This window comes from Paenibacillus sp. FSL P4-0127 (assembly GCF_038007325.1).
In the GTDB taxonomy this organism is placed as follows: domain Bacteria; phylum Bacillota; class Bacilli; order Paenibacillales; family Paenibacillaceae; genus Fontibacillus; species Fontibacillus macerans.
Map to the genome: position 1 here is coordinate 4937697 of NZ_JBBOWY010000001.1, position 14509 is coordinate 4952205.

Consider the following 14509-nt stretch of genomic DNA (forward strand, 5'->3'; position numbering starts at 1 on the left):
GAAGGAGGACGGCCTGGATGAATTTTTCGGACATTCCGTTGGAGGAAAAGCAAGCTGCGCTCAGCAAACTGCGCGGCGTCAAGGAGCAGCTTGCCGCCCGCGGCTGGCTTCCGGCCATGAGCGGCAGCTTGTCCGTCCGGGTCGGAAGCTTCGCGCCGGGCAATTATCATTTTGCGGTAACATCGGGCATGAAAGGCCGGACGAACCTTCCGGCCGAGGAGTTCCTGTTTGTGGACGCCGCCGGAACGCCAAGCGAAGCTACGAAGCTGACGCCCGGCGAAGATGCGCCGGTCCACGCGAAGATCTACCGGATGACCGGCTGCGGCGCGATTCTCCACGTGCACACCGTGTTTAACAATGTGCTCAGCGAATATTTCGGCGACGAAGGATTCGTTCAATTGCAGGGCAACGAGCTGATCAAAGCGCTGGGCATCTGGGAGGAGGACGCCGCTGTACGCATCCCGGTCGTACCGAATTACGCCGACATCGCCGAAATGGAAAGGCGGATTCCCGCCGCGCTCGACACCCGGGTTCCCGGCTTGTTGCTGCGGGGCCACGGCATCTACGCCTGGGGCTCCACCGCGTTTGATGCCGTATCCCGTCTGGAGGCCTTCGAATTTATGTTCGAAGCGTTGTACCGCTCCCTCCTGCTTCCGCGCAAACAAACGTAAATGACGCATTAAACAAACTCGCGGCCAGCGAAGCGCTAAGACACCATGCGGCAAGCAAGCCGCGCCCTCCTCGCTGCCGCGAGATTATTTTACGCTGTAACAGGCCCTTTATCTTTCAAGAAACTCCGCATAAGCTTTGGCATCCATCAACTTGGAAAAAGCGGCGGCGGGGTCTTCCCGAAGCTGAATCCGCACCATCCATCCCCCGTCGTAAGGTTCCTCGTTCACCAGCTCGGGCGCCGCTTCCAGCTCCGCGTTGATCTCCAGCACCGTTCCGCTGACCGGCGTAAACAAATCCGCCACCGTTTTGACCGATTCGATCGTGCCGATGCCGTCCTGCGCTTCCACTTCCGTTCCAAGGTCCGGCAGCTCCACAAATACAATATCGCCCAAGCGATGCTGAGCCACGTCGGAAATGCCGATTTTTACCGTTCCGTCCCCCAAATCCAGCACCCATTCATGTTCATCGCTATACCACAGATTTTCCCTAATATTGGCAGACATGCGTATTCCTCCTCTTCCGGATCTTTCTCGTTCAGATTATTCCAAACCTAGCTGTAGTGTCAATATTACTAACATAATTTATAGATTCAAAAAATGAAAGCGTTGCATAATACAAAAATAAAATATTTTTTATATTTTCATGATAAGTTTATTGACATATTTCGCGGTTTTGAGTATTAATGTAGATGTAATCAGCGGTTGAAGGCAGAGGGAGAGATTACAATTCCAGGCAATTGTAACGCCGAAGGAGCAAGCCGTTGCGGAAGCGGTGAATCTCTCAGGCAAAAGGACCTCTGCCGGACGCGTCTCTGGAGAGAATTCGTCTTTATCGACAGAAGGCGGATCACCCAAGGGGAAACCTGCTTTTTCAAAAATGCCGGAGCGCAAGATGACCGGTGTTTTGCCGCAGGGTAACTCTCAGGTACAAAGGACAGAGCCCGGGAATATCCGATTCGTTTGCCGGTCGGAATTTCTTGGCCTGTCTTTTTATTTTTTCATGATGTGTGCAGGTAAAATACGGCCCACCGCGGCCAAACGAGGTGATGAAATGTCCGAACCCGTAGAACCCCTATTGCAACGAACGCCGCTATACTCTTGTTACTCCCGGTATGAAGGCGTGCGCTGCATCGATTTCGGCGGCTGGGAGCTGCCGGTGCAGTTCAGCGGCATTCAGAAGGAGCACGAGGCCGTGCGCGAGCGGGCCGGCTTGTTCGACGTATCGCATATGGGCGAGTTTTACGCCGAGGGTCCCGGAGCGGAAAGTTTTTTGCAGCGGATGACGACGAACGACGTGAGCCTGCTGGGGCCGGGAAAAGCCCAATACACCCTGCTCTGTTATCCGGACGGGGGCGTCGTCGATGATCTGCTGGTGTATAAACGGGACGAAGGCAAATACATGCTTGTCGTCAACGCCGCGAACATCGCCAAGGATTGGGAATGGCTGTGCCGGCATCTGCCCGCCGAAGGCGTCAGTCTGCGCAACGTTTCCGCGGCCACGGCGCTGCTGGCGCTGCAGGGACCGCTGGCCGCCTCCATCCTCTCTCCCCTGTGCGAAGGGTATGATCCCAGCGTTTTACGCCCCTTCACGTTTAAACCCGCGGCCCGAGTCTGCGGCATTAAAACGCTGCTCTCGCGCACCGGCTATACCGGCGAGGACGGGTACGAGCTTTACGTTGCCGCGGAAGACGCCCCGGTCCTTTGGGACGCGCTGATGCGGGCCGCCGAGCCTCGCGGACTCGTGCCGGCGGGGCTCGGCGCCCGGGATACGCTGCGCTTTGAAGCCGGCCTTCCCCTCTACGGGCAGGAGCTGTCGCCGAGCATTTCGCCGCTGGAAGCCGGCCTCGGCCGGTTCGTGAAGTGGGACTCCGGCCCGTTTATTGGGCGGGAGGCGCTGCTCAGGCAGCATGAAGAAGGCGTACCGCGGCGGCTGGCCGGTCTGGAGATGATCGACCGGGGCATTCCGCGCGCGCATTATCCGGTGTTTGCGCCGGGCACCGAGGACCCCATCGGCGAAGTAACTACGGGCACGCAATCGCCGACGCTCAAAAAAAACCTCGGCCTGGCGCTGATCGCCGGCGCCCACGCGGCGGCCGGCACCGTGCTCGAGGTTGAAATCCGCGGCAAACGGCTGAAAGCCAAAGTCGTCCCCCTGCCGTTTTATCGCCGAAACGCATCCGCCAAGCCGTGAAAGGAGTACGAGAAACTTATGATAAAACACCGTTATTTGCCGCTGACCGAACAGGACCGGTCCGAAATGCTGGAAGCGATCGGCGTCCCTTCGCTCGAAGCGCTGTTTCAGGATATACCCGAGGAGATCCGTTTTAAAGGCGCGCTGCCGGTTTCCCCGCGGCTCGACGAATACGCCTTAACCCGGCACATGTCCGCGCTCGCCGCGCGCAATGCCGACACCGACCGTTACGCCAGCTTCCTCGGCGCGGGCATTTACGATCATCATATTCCTTCCGTCATCCAACATGTCGTTTCCCGCTCCGAATTTTACACCGCATATACGCCGTACCAGCCGGAGATCAGCCAGGGCGAACTGCAGGCGATCTTTGAGTTCCAGTCCTACATCTGCGAGCTGACCGGCCTCAAGGTGGCCAACGCCAGCATGTACGACGGAGCGACGGCACTTGCTGAAGCCGGCTCGCTGGCCGCGGCCGCCACCCGGCGCAAGCGGCTGGTCGTGGCCCGGACCGTTCACCCCGAAGCCCGCGAGGTGCTGGCGACTTACGCGCGCGGCCTGAATCTGGAAATCGCGGAGGTCGGCTGGGATGCGGGCGTTACCGACCGTAAGGCGCTGGAGACGGCCATCACGGAAGACACCGCCGCCGTGCTGGTGCAAAACCCGAATTTCTTCGGTTCCCTCGAAGATATCCGCGCCATCGGCGAGCTGATTCATGCGCGCGGAGGCCTCTTGATCGTCAGCTGCAACCCGCTGTCGCTGGGCCTGCTGGAAGCGCCGGGCAAGCTGGGCGCGGATATCGTCGTCGGCGACGCGCAGCCGCTGGGCATCGCGTCTTCCTTTGGCGGCCCGACCTGCGGATTTTTCGCCGTGGCGGACAGCTACATGCGCCGGATGCCCGGGCGGATCGTCGGGCAGACGACCGACCGTAACGGCAAGCGCGGGTTCGTGCTGACCCTGCAAGCTAGGGAGCAGCATATCCGCCGCGAAAAAGCGACCTCCAACATTTGCTCCAACCAGGCGCTGCTCGCCCTCGCCGCGTCTGTGTATATGTCGCTCATGGGCAAACAAGGCATGGCCGAGGTCGCGGAGCTGAACCTGCAAAAAGCGCATTACGCCAAAACGCGCCTGGCTTCCATCCCGGGTGTAGGCCTCCCCTTTCCGGCCCCGGTTTTTAATGAATTCGTCATCCGGCTGCCGGAAGGCGCCGATCCGCAGCAGCTGCAGCAAAAGCTGCTCGAGGCCGGATTTATCGGCGGATTTGATCTGGGGCGCAGCTACCCCGAACTCGCCGGACATGTGCTGATCGCTGTGACCGAAAAACGCAGCAAAGCGGAAATCGACCAATTCGTCAGCGTAATGGAGGAATCGATATGCGCGAAATAAATGAAACCAAGCCGGAGGAATTGCTTATTTTCGAACGCAGCCGGCCCGGAAGGATCGGTTATTCCCTGCCGGAATGCGACGTCCCCGCCGTCCCGAAGGAGGAACTGGTGCCGCCGGAAATGCTGCGCCGCGAGGGGCTTTCGTTCCCGGAAGTGTACGAGGTCGATGTCGTGCGCCATTATACCGCCTTGTCCCGCCGCAATTTCGGCGTTGATAACGGGTTTTATCCGCTTGGCTCCTGCACGATGAAATACAACCCGAAAATCAACGAGGATGTGGCCCGTTATCCCGGCTTCGCCAAAATTCATCCATATCAGCCGGAGGAAAGCCTGCAGGGCGCGCTGGAGCTGATGTACCGGCTGCAGCGGGATTTGGCCGGGATTACCGGTATGGACGAGGTCACCCTGCAGCCGGCCGCCGGGGCGCATGGGGAATGGACGGGCCTGATGATGATCCGCGCCTATCACGAAAGCCGCGGCGAGAAGCGGACGAAAGTGATCGTGCCGGATTCCTCGCACGGCACCAATCCGGCCAGCGCTGCGGTCGCCGGCTTTGAGACGGTGACCGTCCCTTCGAACCAGCGCGGCATGGTCGATCTGGACGCGCTGCGGGCGGCCGTCGGCGAAGATACCGCCGCCCTTATGCTCACCAACCCGAACACGCTTGGCCTGTTCGAGCAGCAAATCGTGCAGATCGCCGAAATCGTCCATGCGGCCGGCGGCCTGCTGTATTATGACGGCGCCAATTCGAACGCTATTATGGGGATTACGCGGCCCGGCGACATGGGCTTTGACGTCGTCCACCTCAACCTGCACAAAACGATGAGCACGCCGCATGGCGGCGGCGGTCCCGGCGCAGGTCCGGTCGGCGTCAAAAAGCGGCTCGCACCGTTTCTGCCCGAGCCGACCGTCGTCATGGACGAATCCGGCCGTTACGCCATCCGCGGCCGGCGACCGGAGGGGGCGGCAGGCTTCGCCTCGACGGTAGGCACGGGAAAGCCGTCCGTTTCGGCTGGCTCAGCTGGCTCGGTTGGTTCAATTGGTTCGCCTGGCTCGGCTGGCTCAGTTGGTTCCGACGGCCCGTGCGTCTCCCCGACTTCTACTGCCTCCATTGGCTCGCCCAGCCCAGCCCCCGAAGGCGGCTTGCCGGGTACACAAGGCTCAGCCTCCATCGGCCGGGTCAAAGCGTATTACGGCAATTTCGGCATTCTCGTCCGCGCTTACGCCTATATCCGCAGCCTGGGCCCGGAGGGACTCCGCCAGGTTTCGGAAAACGCCGTGCTGAACGCCAATTACATGATGAAGCGTCTGGCTCCTTATTACGAGATCCCTTACTCGGATCAATCGTGCAAACACGAATTCGTCATGTCCGGCAGCGGGCTGGTCCAATACGGCATCCGCACGCTCGACGTCGCCAAGCGGCTGCTGGATTTCGGCTACCACCCGCCGACCATCTATTTCCCGCTGAACGTCGAGGAATGCATCATGATCGAGCCGACGGAAACCGAAAGCAAGGAAACGCTCGACGGGTTTATCGATTGTATGATCGCCATCGCCAAGGAAGCGGAGACGAACCCAGGTCTCCTGCTGAACGCCCCGTACACTACGCCGGTAACGCGCCTGGACGAAACCGGGGCCGCCCGGAAGCCGGTGCTGAACTGCGCCTGCGGGTAGCGGAGATCAATGTGCGACACCCCAAATGCAAAAGTGCAGTTCATTCTCAATAATACAACCATATTTTTCCTTAAACCCTCTTTTCAACTGCACTTTTGCATTTCAAGCGCCCAAAAACGGATTTTGAAGAAATACCAAATGTACTTTTGCACTTGCGGCTGTTAAACAGTTAATCGAGTTCGCCCCAAAAGGCAGCTTTACAAGCCCCTTATATACTCGAACAGCGGCAGCCCCGGACGAGAAACAAAGTCCGCGACTGCCGCTTAATTACGCCACCATAGCAACGGGAGCCCATGCACGTATAGCGAAGATATGCCGAGGCACGTCCGAAGATATGCCGAGGAATGGCGCAAAGGTTAAACCAAAGCCTGGGCAAGCTTCGAAGCGCTCTTCGGTACTGTTAATTTTAATATGTTACCAAAACCTTTAACGGATTTATTTTATTTTAGCTTAGCGAATCGAAACACTGGATTAGTTCATCCTTGGTAATTTGAAGTTCGAATATTCGATTTACGAAAGGCGTATTTTTAATTTGTCCAAAAAAACATGCGGAGTGTTTGGCATAATCCCAACCGTCACTCGATCCAACTACCGTTAATTCTTTCTCATAAAATGCCGGACTCAATTGAAATCGTTCTTTGTTTCCATCCGATAAAATGCAGATCTTCCCCTCCTAGATGACGGACGCTTGGAGCGTTTCGAATGCACTATTGCAGGCCGAACACTCTACCCCAAAGCGGTATGTGTCTTTAGCACATTCGGATTCATGGCGGAAGACCTCTGCGGCTTTTGTATCTCACCGGTTCAAATAGGCGTAAATTTCGAAAACAAGATGCACTTTTGCATTTGAACCCATCAAGAGGAGCTACCCTCCCAAAAAAACAAACGGCCTGCCCGCAGAAAGCGGACAGACCGGCCGTTAAGCATTCATATTTGCGTTGCCCCGACTGCCTTACGCCCCAGCAACAAGCCCGCGAATCTGCCCCAGGCGCTGTATCTCATAGGTTGGCCGGACGCCGGAAGCATTCGGCAACTGCCGCGGATTAAACCAGCAGGTATCGATCCCGTAATCCACTCCGCCACGGATATCCGAGCTTAACGAATCGCCGACTATCAACACCCGGGTCTTGTCCGTAAGCCGCAGTTTGTCAAACGCATAATCAAAAATGCCCCGCTCCGGCTTATGGTAGCCCGTTTCCTCGGAGACGACAATCGCTTCAAAGCAGCCGGTCAGCTCCGAGCCTTGAATCCGGCTCATTTGCACTTCTTTGATGCCGTTCGTGATGATCGCCAACCGAAGGCCCGAATCGATCAAATCCCGGCAGACCGAAGCCGCGCCTTCCACCAAAAAAGAAGCTTTCCCCAAGAACTGCGTATACAGTCCGCTAAACGGGCCGACTCCGCAGCCAACGGCAAGGTCCAGCTCGCGGAACAGACGTTCAAACCGCTCCGTTCTAAGCTTGTCCTGGCCGATTTCCCCCTGTTCGTATTCGGTCCAAAGCTGTTTATTAATCGACTTATACGCCTGAGCCACTTCGTCCGTGCAGGTTATCCCCTCATGCTTTAACGCTTCGCTTAACGCAAATGCTTCCGCCTGCGAGAAATCGAGCAGCGTTTCATCCGCGTCAAACAAGATGTGCGTATACTTCAAAAGCTAGTCCTCCTCTTTACCGGAACGTACAGTTCGACCTTTGCCTTGCCCTCGGGATCGTCCGCGGGATTGTTCATGCTGAACTCCAGACAATGCCTATCGTCCGGGTCGTATTCGCTATTCGGCAGCCATCCGCCAAAAATACTTTGAAACAATATCGCAAATTTATCCAGCGTATCGTAAAAATAAAACATCGCATAAAGTCCCCCCGGCAGCGTCCTGAACTCTACTTCGGGCGGAGCGTCTTCCCGGTTCAGCGTGTCCGGCACGGTTACGCAGGCATCGTAACGGCAAGCGAATTCTTCCGTGGCGGCCGGATCGTCCAGTGAAATTCCGATAAAAGCTTGCTCCGGCGGAAACAGCCCGTTTTGGCCCGCCCACTCGCCCAGCTTCGCCCAAGCCTTATACGTCTCCAAATAGCTCCCTACATGCCTTACATAAGCCACCTCAAAAGCGGGCAATTCCTTCATCGTTACGTTCATTTGCCAAACCCTCCTCAAAAAATTACGATTCCTATTTGAATCATACAGGGAGGCAGCGGGTTCAGCTTCCTGGTTATTGCGGGAAGATAATGAAAAATTGCGGTCCTTTTGCCGCGCACGGCGAACTTCACTTGGCGTTTTGGCAAAATGCCTCTTGAACGCGGCGTTGAAATTCGAGGCCGATTCAAACCCGCATAACGCGGAAATTTCCAGCACTGTTTTATCGGTTTCCAGCAAGTAAGCCAACGCTTGGTTTAACCGCAGACGGTTCATATATGCCATGGGCGTCGCCCCCGTCACCGCCGCAAACACCCGCGAAAAGTGATATTTGGAGAAATGGGATACCTCGGCCAATTGCTCCAGGCTCAGCTTTTCGCTTAAATGTTGCAACATAAACGCCTTTACGCTTTCGATCCGGTCCAGGTAATCGCTCATGCGCTCGCTCCGTTCCAATGGGCCGGACGGACAAATTTCGGCGGCAGCTTGGTGCGCCCGTCGCCTTTTGCCGCATTCAGCTGCATTTGGGTCAAAAAAAGGCAACTCGACAGGTCAGCGCCGCGCAGATCGGCATCGCGCAAATCCGCTCCGATCAGATCGGCCATGCTAAGGTTGGCATCCCTGAGATCGGCGGCGATCAGATAGGCCCCTCTCAGGTTCGCTCCCCGCAAATCCGCCCCTTTGAGCTTGGCGCCGATCAGGTCCGCGCCGCGCCCGTAGGTTTTGCGGCGGCGGCCCGCCGTATTCTTAAGCCCGCGAAGCGCGGCGCTCCGTACCTGCTCGCTGATCTCCAGCAGAAGCGCATTCACTTTCGCGCGCTGCGCCGCCGCATCCGCCTGTTGGAGTTCGGCCGGGCTCAAACGGGTGAGCCGTTCCGTATCGTCATAAGCCATGCGGAGCCGCTCTTGAAGCGGACCGGCCGGCTCCAGCGCCAACGCTTCGTCCAAATACCAAAGCAGCTCGTGAAGCTGCCACATCACCGGAAACAGTTCATACATCAGCGCCGCGGACTCCGGGGCTTCCCGCCAGCTGATTCCGCCGAAAGTTACCTGCGATATTTTCTGCCCCGCCCCAAAGCAGTCGTAAACCGTGCAGCCCCGATAACCCCGCTGCCGCAGGCTGTCATGGACGCCGCAGCGGAAATCGTCCCGCAGATTGGAGCAGGGCTCTCCCGCAGCTTTATCGGCCGCAAAATCGACCGACGCCGCATAAGGCAGCGCCACACAGCACAGGCCAAAGCAATGCTCGCAGTCGGCTTGCAGATCAGCTCTGGTCCTGTCTTGCGGCTGCTCTTTATGAAGTTGCTCTCCGGACATTTTCCAATCTCCCCCCATTGTCTTCAGGTTTATCTTAAATAACAGCCGCTGTTTATATCAAACGTCGCTCCGGTATAATGCCTTGCTTTTTCGGACAACAAAAAGATCACGGTATGGGCCACGTCCTCCGCCGTCAACGGCTGGTTTACCAATTGATGGCTGACATACTCCCGCTTCCGCCATTCCGGAATACGCTCCATCATCGCCGTGTCCACCATGGTAGGCGCGACCGCGTTGACGCGGACATAAGGCGCAAAATTCATGGCACAGCTTTTGGTAAGCCCCAAAAGGGCCGCTTTCGAAAGTCCATAAACGGCGTCTGAGCTTCCTTCCAGGCCGGAGACGGAGGACATGTTGACGATAACCCCTTGCTTACGCTGCTCAAGCATCCGTTTTCCGAAAAATTGCGAAAAATACACGGCGCCTTTGATATTCACATCAAGCACGCTGTCGATTTCCTCTTCCTTATAATCCAGGATGCTTTTTCCAAGGTAAATTCCCGCATTGTTCACTAACCCGTCGGCGTCGCCATGCTCTCTATCCAAAGCCGCAAACAGCGCGGCCGCTTCGTCATAATGGCGTACATTCACCTTATACGTAAACAAGTTCGGGGAATCGGCAGTTCGCGCCAACTCGTGCAGCCGCTCCTCATTTAAATCGCACGCGATGACGGAGGCTCCTTCCTGTAAGCATTGCAAGGCGATTTCCTTGCCGATGCCGGAGGCGGCGCCGGTAACGATAATTTTCTGTGTCGATAACATGGTCGTTCTCCTTTGTTCAGCTTTTCCGGGCCTGCAGTTTCACGCTTTGGCGTCGATTTTTTCCCGCAAAGAGGCCTCGTTCAGACCGTTTCGGGTAAAAGCAAACTTTCGGCCGGTCGCGGCCTGAACCCGGTCCAGCACCTGGCCCAGGTGATAACCGGTATGTTCGGCCAAATGATACAACTGGTGAACCTGCTCTTGTTCGAGAGCCTGTTCGCGGCTTAAGTATTTCATCATCAGCAGCTTCCAATCATCCAGCTGGGCTTCGAACAAAGCAAGCAGCTCTTCGGCTGTCTGTCCATTAGCCGGAAAATAGTTCTCGAAACCGGGCTTTAATTGCCGCTCTAAATTTTGCAGCCTTAGGCAGCTTCTGGCGATATGCTCGCACACATGCAAAACAATCCCTCCCAGCGTATTTCCCGCCGGGTAAGGTTCGCGCCATAGAATTTCCCGTTCCACCCCTTCCAGGGCGATTTTTAACTTTGGCCAGTACATATCGCACATTCGGTGGTACGTAATTTTCAAAAAAAGTTCCTCAAACTCTCCATGCTCCACGCCGTTCATCTCCCGCGGATTTTTTTTAGGACCATCCGAAAAATTCCCGATCCAGCATGCCCATGACAAACAAAGAGTCGTACCGATCGCCGGCCTTGACGCATTCCCTCAATTTCCCTTCGATTTGTAAACCGGCCGCTTCGTAAACATGCTGGGCCCGTAAATTGAAGTCTTTTACATCGAGCCACAGACGGTGGGCCCCAAGGCCGGTAAAAACCAACGTTTTGACCAATTCCAGGGCCTCTTTTCCGTACCCCTTGCCTTTATCGACGATGACGATTCTCCTCAGTTCAATGTTATGATTGCTGCTTTCAATACCGAACAGCATCGCAAAACCAACCTGACGGCGGCTTTCATCTTCGATAATGAGGTGCAGGCAATCCTTTTGATCCAATGCTTGGAGATGCCGCTCCTTCGTCCAAGAGGTGATGAATTGCCGGTTTTGCTCATCTTGCTCGGCTGCAAGAACGAATTCAATATCCCCCGGCGTAGTTAGCCGCAAATGAAGCTTGTCCGAGACGGGGAAATCGATCTTCATTTTATACCTCCGGCTACAAAGTTAAGAAGTAATGATAAAATTCCGTATCCTTGATATATCCGCTTGTTTCGTAAAGCCGCTGGGCCCGCTCATTGGCGATGGCCGTGGACAGCTCCAGTCCTTTGGCGTTCGTCTGCAGCGCATAAGTTCTAGCCGCTTCCAGCAGCAGCTTCCCCGCCCCCTGTTTGCGGTACTCCTCCCGCACGTAAAGATCGTTGAGAACCCACAACCGCTTCATCGATATCGAAGAAAAGGACGGATACAGCTGCGTGAACCCGACCGGCGTTTGATCAGCCTCATCGATGGCCAGAAATACAACGGATTCATTCCGGGACAGCCGTTCCGACAAAAACCGTGTGGCCCCCTCCATATCGGAAGCTTGCTCATAAAAGATACGATACTCGTTAAACAATGCAGCCAGCGCCTCCAAATCCTCCGGACCGGCTTGTTTGATAGAAATAGGGGTGTTCATAAGATATTCTCCTTATTATTGTATAATACAGCTTTATGGTCTTTGCTTTGATCTGTCCTTATGTCCACGGCTCATCATCCATTCGCAGATTTTATATACTCCTAATCCCAGCCCAAAACCTAACGTATTTAAGATAAAATCGTCTACGTCAAAGCTTCCTCTTTTTAATAGAAGCTGGAGCGACTCCAACACAAAAACGCCGATTATAAAAACGGCCCATGACCTTCTCTGGTTGCCCCGAAAAACGAGCGGCAGCAGGATGCCAAACGGAACGAAGACGCCGATATTTCCAATCAAATTGACCAGCCAGATTCCAGACATAAATTCATACGAACGAAGATACAGGCCAATCGTCGAAAAGGGCTTGAGATTATACATATACGTACTATGGGACACTCTGCCGAATCCAAAAAGCATCCAGTAGATTAATAGCAGCGAATAACCGATGAGCATAATGATCGCCTTGCCGCGCACGGATCTCATCAATGCCACGATCATCCCCCTCAAGATTCCTTTGCAAGCTCCTTCAACTTCACAAACAGCAGTTCGTAATATTGGGGCGTATTGGGCGTGAAGTCGGCAAGGGACCATGATTTCGTCAAGCTGCTCGACGCTCCGTTCGCTTCGTCTATGAGGAGACCGTCCGAGGAAAGAAACTTAGTTTTCCCGCTGAGCAATCGCTGAAAATCGCTAAGCCGCACCCAAAACAGCCCGGAAATCTCCTCCGTTTGGATGCGGTAGTCTTTCAGATCGCGGCCATACTCGTAAATAAACACATGATTAAATTCCCGGTCGATTAACTGAGGCGATACGATGTGCTCCTGAGCCACCATGCCGCAATAGGTCAAATCGTCAATCGCCACCGCGATCCCAAGCTCCTCTTCCAGTTCGCGCACACCGTCCGGCACGTCCTCCCCTGCTTGCAAATGTCCGGCGCAGGAAATATCCAGCAGCGAAGGAAACACGTCTTTGTTTTTGTGGCGCAATTGAAACAGCAGATAAGGTCCTTCCGGGGTCCGCTTCCAGATCCAGCAATGAAACGTCTGGTGCCACAATCCCTTGGCATGGACAACGCTGCGGGCTTCCTTGCCTATCTTGATCCGATCCGGCGTAAAAACGTCAAAATATTCGGTTTCGTTCATGTGGTTTCTCCTTTTGTTCCATTATAACCGAAACTTTTCCCGAATGGCCTTTGCGGTTTCTTCCGGACTTAGGAATGTATTGTCATTTTGCCCACCGCCTGCGGCCCGAACAAAACGATGAATTTCATAGCTTCTCCTCCTACCTTATTCCCATGATTATACATCCATTTTCTGAATTCTATAAATCGATTTTGGAAAATATGAAAATTTTAGTTGTAAAAATATCATTTCATACCTTATAATGGAAATAACTTCATTGATAGCGCTATCATTTGGCATCTAAGATTGCCGGGCACGAAATTAGCAAGACAAACTACTAAAAGGAGTGAAAAAAAATGTTGAAGCTTGGTAAACCTCTCTACCTGTTTCTGCTGTTCACTCTCATCTTGTCTTTCTTCCCCGCCGCAGCTCCCAGCGCTTCCGCCGCAACCGATTGGAAACTCGTTTGGAGCGACGAATTTAACGGCTCCTCGCTGAATACGGCCAACTGGACCGCCGAAATCGGTACCGGCAGCGGAGGCTGGGGAAATAATGAGCTGCAGTATTACACCAACCGGCCGCAGAACCTGCAGGTGACGGGCGGCAATCTGGTTATCACGGCACAGAAAGAATCCTATGGCGGCATGAATTACACTTCGGCCCGCATCAAAACCCAAGGGCTGCAAAACTTTACTTACGGCAAAGTGGAAGCCAGAATCAAACTTCCCTCCGGACAAGGGCTGTGGCCGGCATTTTGGATGCTGGGTTCCAACATTTCCACGGTCGGCTGGCCTTATTGCGGGGAAATCGATATTATGGAACGGGTTAACCACAATCCGTTCGTAAACGGCACCGTACATTGGGATGCGGGCGGGCATGCGGATTACGGGCGGACATCCGGGAACCTGGACTTTTCCCAATATCATACGTACAGCATCGAGTGGGACTCCAAATACATTCGCTGGTTCGTGGACGGCAATCAATTCAATGAATTTTATATCGAAAATGGGACCGGGAACACCGAGGAATTCCAAAAGCCGTTTTTCATTCTGCTGAATCTTGCGGTCGGCGGCAATTGGCCCGGAAGTCCGGACGGCTCGACGCCATTCCCGTCGCAAATGCTGGTCGACTACGTTCGGGTATATCAAGCCTCGAACAGTTCATCCAACATTGAAAGCGGCGCCGTTTATACTTTGACCTCTAAAGCCAGCGGCAAAGTGCTGGACGTGACGGACGTCTCCATGGCGGACGGGGCCAAAATGCAGCAGTGGACCAATTACACCGCAACCAACCAGCGCTTCAAGGTGGAGCATATGGGCAGCGGTTACTATAAGCTGACGGCGATGCACAGCGGCAAGGTGCTGGATGTGCCGAGCTCAAGCACGGCCAGCGGCGTGCAACTGCAGCAGTGGAACGATAACGGAACCGATGCCCAGCGGTGGAAAATTGTCGATGTAGGCGGAGGCTACTATAAGCTGGTCTCCAAAGTCAGCGGCCTGGTCATGGACGTGTCCAGCGCCTCTACGGCGGACGGCGCGGCGGTTCAGCAATACACCGACAACGGAACGGATGCGCAGAAATGGTTGTTTACGAAAGTGAACTAAAACTAAGCGGCATATGATCGAACGACAAACGGGAAACCCGTGAGCGTTGAGCGGCGGGGTTCCCGTTTGCCGCTTCATAACAGCTAACAGCTCC

15 protein-coding genes and 2 riboswitches are annotated in these 14509 nt (G+C 55.0%); of the genes, 5 read left to right on the forward strand and 10 right to left on the reverse strand.

Annotated features, from left to right (window positions below):
• Positions 1-17: 17 nt before the first annotated feature.
• Entirely contained in the window at positions 18-671 is a 654-nt protein-coding gene (gene mtnB / locus NYE74_RS22240) for a methylthioribulose 1-phosphate dehydratase (RefSeq protein ID WP_316561771.1), read from the forward strand.
• Positions 672-779: 108 nt separating this feature from the next.
• Here the strand turns inward: mtnB and gcvH are convergent, their stop codons facing one another.
• Entirely contained in the window at positions 780-1175 is a 396-nt protein-coding gene (gene gcvH / locus NYE74_RS22245; RefSeq protein ID WP_036623786.1) for a glycine cleavage system protein GcvH, read from the reverse strand.
• 198 nt (positions 1176-1373) lie between these two features.
• Positions 1374-1478: riboswitch (glycine riboswitch) on the forward strand.
• A 3-nt stretch (positions 1479-1481) separates the two neighbouring features.
• Positions 1482-1611, forward strand: a riboswitch (glycine riboswitch).
• 111 nt (positions 1612-1722) lie between these two features.
• On the opposite strand from gcvH, the gene gcvT reads away from it, so the two are divergent.
• From gcvT to gcvPB, 3 genes are read left to right on the forward strand one after another with little or no spacing between them, the layout of a single operon-like run.
• Positions 1723-2862: a glycine cleavage system aminomethyltransferase GcvT gene (gene gcvT, locus NYE74_RS22250; protein WP_036623787.1), complete on the forward strand. Its 1140-nt coding sequence runs from the start codon at positions 1723-1725 to the stop codon at positions 2860-2862.
• Between the two features lie 18 nt (positions 2863-2880).
• Entirely contained in the window at positions 2881-4245 is a 1365-nt protein-coding gene (gcvPA, locus tag NYE74_RS22255) for an aminomethyl-transferring glycine dehydrogenase subunit GcvPA (protein WP_036623788.1), read from the forward strand.
• Positions 4233-5918, forward strand: coding sequence for an aminomethyl-transferring glycine dehydrogenase subunit GcvPB (gcvPB, locus tag NYE74_RS22260; RefSeq protein WP_036623789.1), 1686 nt, complete (start codon positions 4233-4235; stop codon positions 5916-5918). The genes gcvPA and gcvPB overlap by 13 nt, the downstream gene beginning before the upstream one ends.
• A 952-nt stretch (positions 5919-6870) precedes the next feature.
• On the opposite strand, the gene NYE74_RS22265 is transcribed toward gcvPB, so the two are convergent.
• The 9 genes from NYE74_RS22265 to NYE74_RS22305 are packed head-to-tail and all read right to left on the reverse strand — an operon-like array spanning position 6871 to position 12832.
• Positions 6871-7569, reverse strand: coding sequence for a YjjG family noncanonical pyrimidine nucleotidase (locus tag NYE74_RS22265; RefSeq protein WP_036623790.1), 699 nt, complete (start codon positions 7567-7569; stop codon positions 6871-6873).
• On the reverse strand, positions 7566-8486 hold the full coding sequence (locus NYE74_RS22270) for an AraC family transcriptional regulator (RefSeq protein ID WP_124332904.1): 921 nt from the start codon (positions 8484-8486) through the stop codon (positions 7566-7568). Before NYE74_RS22270 ends, NYE74_RS22265 begins: the two co-directional genes overlap by 4 nt.
• Complete coding sequence (locus NYE74_RS22275) at positions 8483-9364, reverse strand: pentapeptide repeat-containing protein (RefSeq protein ID WP_036623791.1); 882 nt, start codon at positions 9362-9364, stop codon at positions 8483-8485. The genes NYE74_RS22270 and NYE74_RS22275 overlap by 4 nt, the downstream gene beginning before the upstream one ends.
• A gap of 29 nt (positions 9365-9393) precedes the next feature.
• The gene (locus NYE74_RS22280) at positions 9394-10125 is read right to left on the reverse strand and encodes an SDR family NAD(P)-dependent oxidoreductase (protein WP_036623792.1); all 732 of its coding nucleotides are present in this window, start codon (positions 10123-10125) and stop codon (positions 9394-9396) included.
• A 39-nt stretch (positions 10126-10164) separates the two neighbouring features.
• Complete coding sequence (locus NYE74_RS22285; protein ID WP_051985506.1) at positions 10165-10680, reverse strand: hypothetical protein; 516 nt, start codon at positions 10678-10680, stop codon at positions 10165-10167.
• Between the two features lie 25 nt (positions 10681-10705).
• Positions 10706-11218: a GNAT family N-acetyltransferase gene (locus NYE74_RS22290; RefSeq protein ID WP_036623795.1), complete on the reverse strand. Its 513-nt coding sequence runs from the start codon at positions 11216-11218 to the stop codon at positions 10706-10708.
• A gap of 13 nt (positions 11219-11231) precedes the next feature.
• Positions 11232-11690, reverse strand: coding sequence for a GNAT family N-acetyltransferase (locus tag NYE74_RS22295; RefSeq protein WP_155620427.1), 459 nt, complete (start codon positions 11688-11690; stop codon positions 11232-11234).
• Between the two features lie 33 nt (positions 11691-11723).
• A complete protein-coding gene (locus NYE74_RS22300) occupies positions 11724-12173 on the reverse strand; it encodes a VanZ family protein (RefSeq protein WP_036628324.1) in 450 nt (149 codons plus the stop codon).
• A 20-nt stretch (positions 12174-12193) separates the two neighbouring features.
• The gene (locus tag NYE74_RS22305) at positions 12194-12832 is read right to left on the reverse strand and encodes an NUDIX hydrolase (protein ID WP_036623796.1); all 639 of its coding nucleotides are present in this window, start codon (positions 12830-12832) and stop codon (positions 12194-12196) included.
• A 335-nt stretch (positions 12833-13167) separates the two neighbouring features.
• Between NYE74_RS22305 and NYE74_RS22310 the strand changes: the two genes are divergently transcribed.
• Positions 13168-14415, forward strand: coding sequence for an RICIN domain-containing protein (locus NYE74_RS22310; RefSeq protein ID WP_036623797.1), 1248 nt, complete (start codon positions 13168-13170; stop codon positions 14413-14415).
• Positions 14416-14509: the final 94 nt, after the last annotated feature.

What these genes read in the sequence shown, in the direction of transcription:
- NYE74_RS22290 (WP_036623795.1), bottom strand. Translation starts at nt 11,218, where the DNA reads ATGAAGATCGATTTCCCCGTCTCGGACAAGCTTCATTTGCGGCTAACT.
- mtnB (WP_316561771.1), top strand. Translation starts at nt 18, where the DNA reads ATGAATTTTTCGGACATTCCGTTGGAGGAAAAGCAAGCTGCGCTCAGC.
- gcvPB (WP_036623789.1), top strand. Translation starts at nt 4,233, where the DNA reads ATGCGCGAAATAAATGAAACCAAGCCGGAGGAATTGCTTATTTTCGAA.
- NYE74_RS22280 (WP_036623792.1), bottom strand. Translation starts at nt 10,125, where the DNA reads ATGTTATCGACACAGAAAATTATCGTTACCGGCGCCGCCTCCGGCATC.
- NYE74_RS22275 (WP_036623791.1), bottom strand. Translation starts at nt 9,364, where the DNA reads ATGTCCGGAGAGCAACTTCATAAAGAGCAGCCGCAAGACAGGACCAGA.
- NYE74_RS22295 (WP_155620427.1), bottom strand. Translation starts at nt 11,690, where the DNA reads ATGAACACCCCTATTTCTATCAAACAAGCCGGTCCGGAGGATTTGGAG.
- NYE74_RS22300 (WP_036628324.1), bottom strand. Translation starts at nt 12,173, where the DNA reads ATGAGATCCGTGCGCGGCAAGGCGATCATTATGCTCATCGGTTATTCG.
- NYE74_RS22305 (WP_036623796.1), bottom strand. Translation starts at nt 12,832, where the DNA reads ATGAACGAAACCGAATATTTTGACGTTTTTACGCCGGATCGGATCAAG.
- NYE74_RS22310 (WP_036623797.1), top strand. Translation starts at nt 13,168, where the DNA reads ATGTTGAAGCTTGGTAAACCTCTCTACCTGTTTCTGCTGTTCACTCTC.
- gcvPA (WP_036623788.1), top strand. Translation starts at nt 2,881, where the DNA reads ATGATAAAACACCGTTATTTGCCGCTGACCGAACAGGACCGGTCCGAA.
- gcvT (WP_036623787.1), top strand. Translation starts at nt 1,723, where the DNA reads ATGTCCGAACCCGTAGAACCCCTATTGCAACGAACGCCGCTATACTCT.
- gcvH (WP_036623786.1), bottom strand. Translation starts at nt 1,175, where the DNA reads ATGTCTGCCAATATTAGGGAAAATCTGTGGTATAGCGATGAACATGAA.
- NYE74_RS22270 (WP_124332904.1), bottom strand. Translation starts at nt 8,486, where the DNA reads ATGAGCGATTACCTGGACCGGATCGAAAGCGTAAAGGCGTTTATGTTG.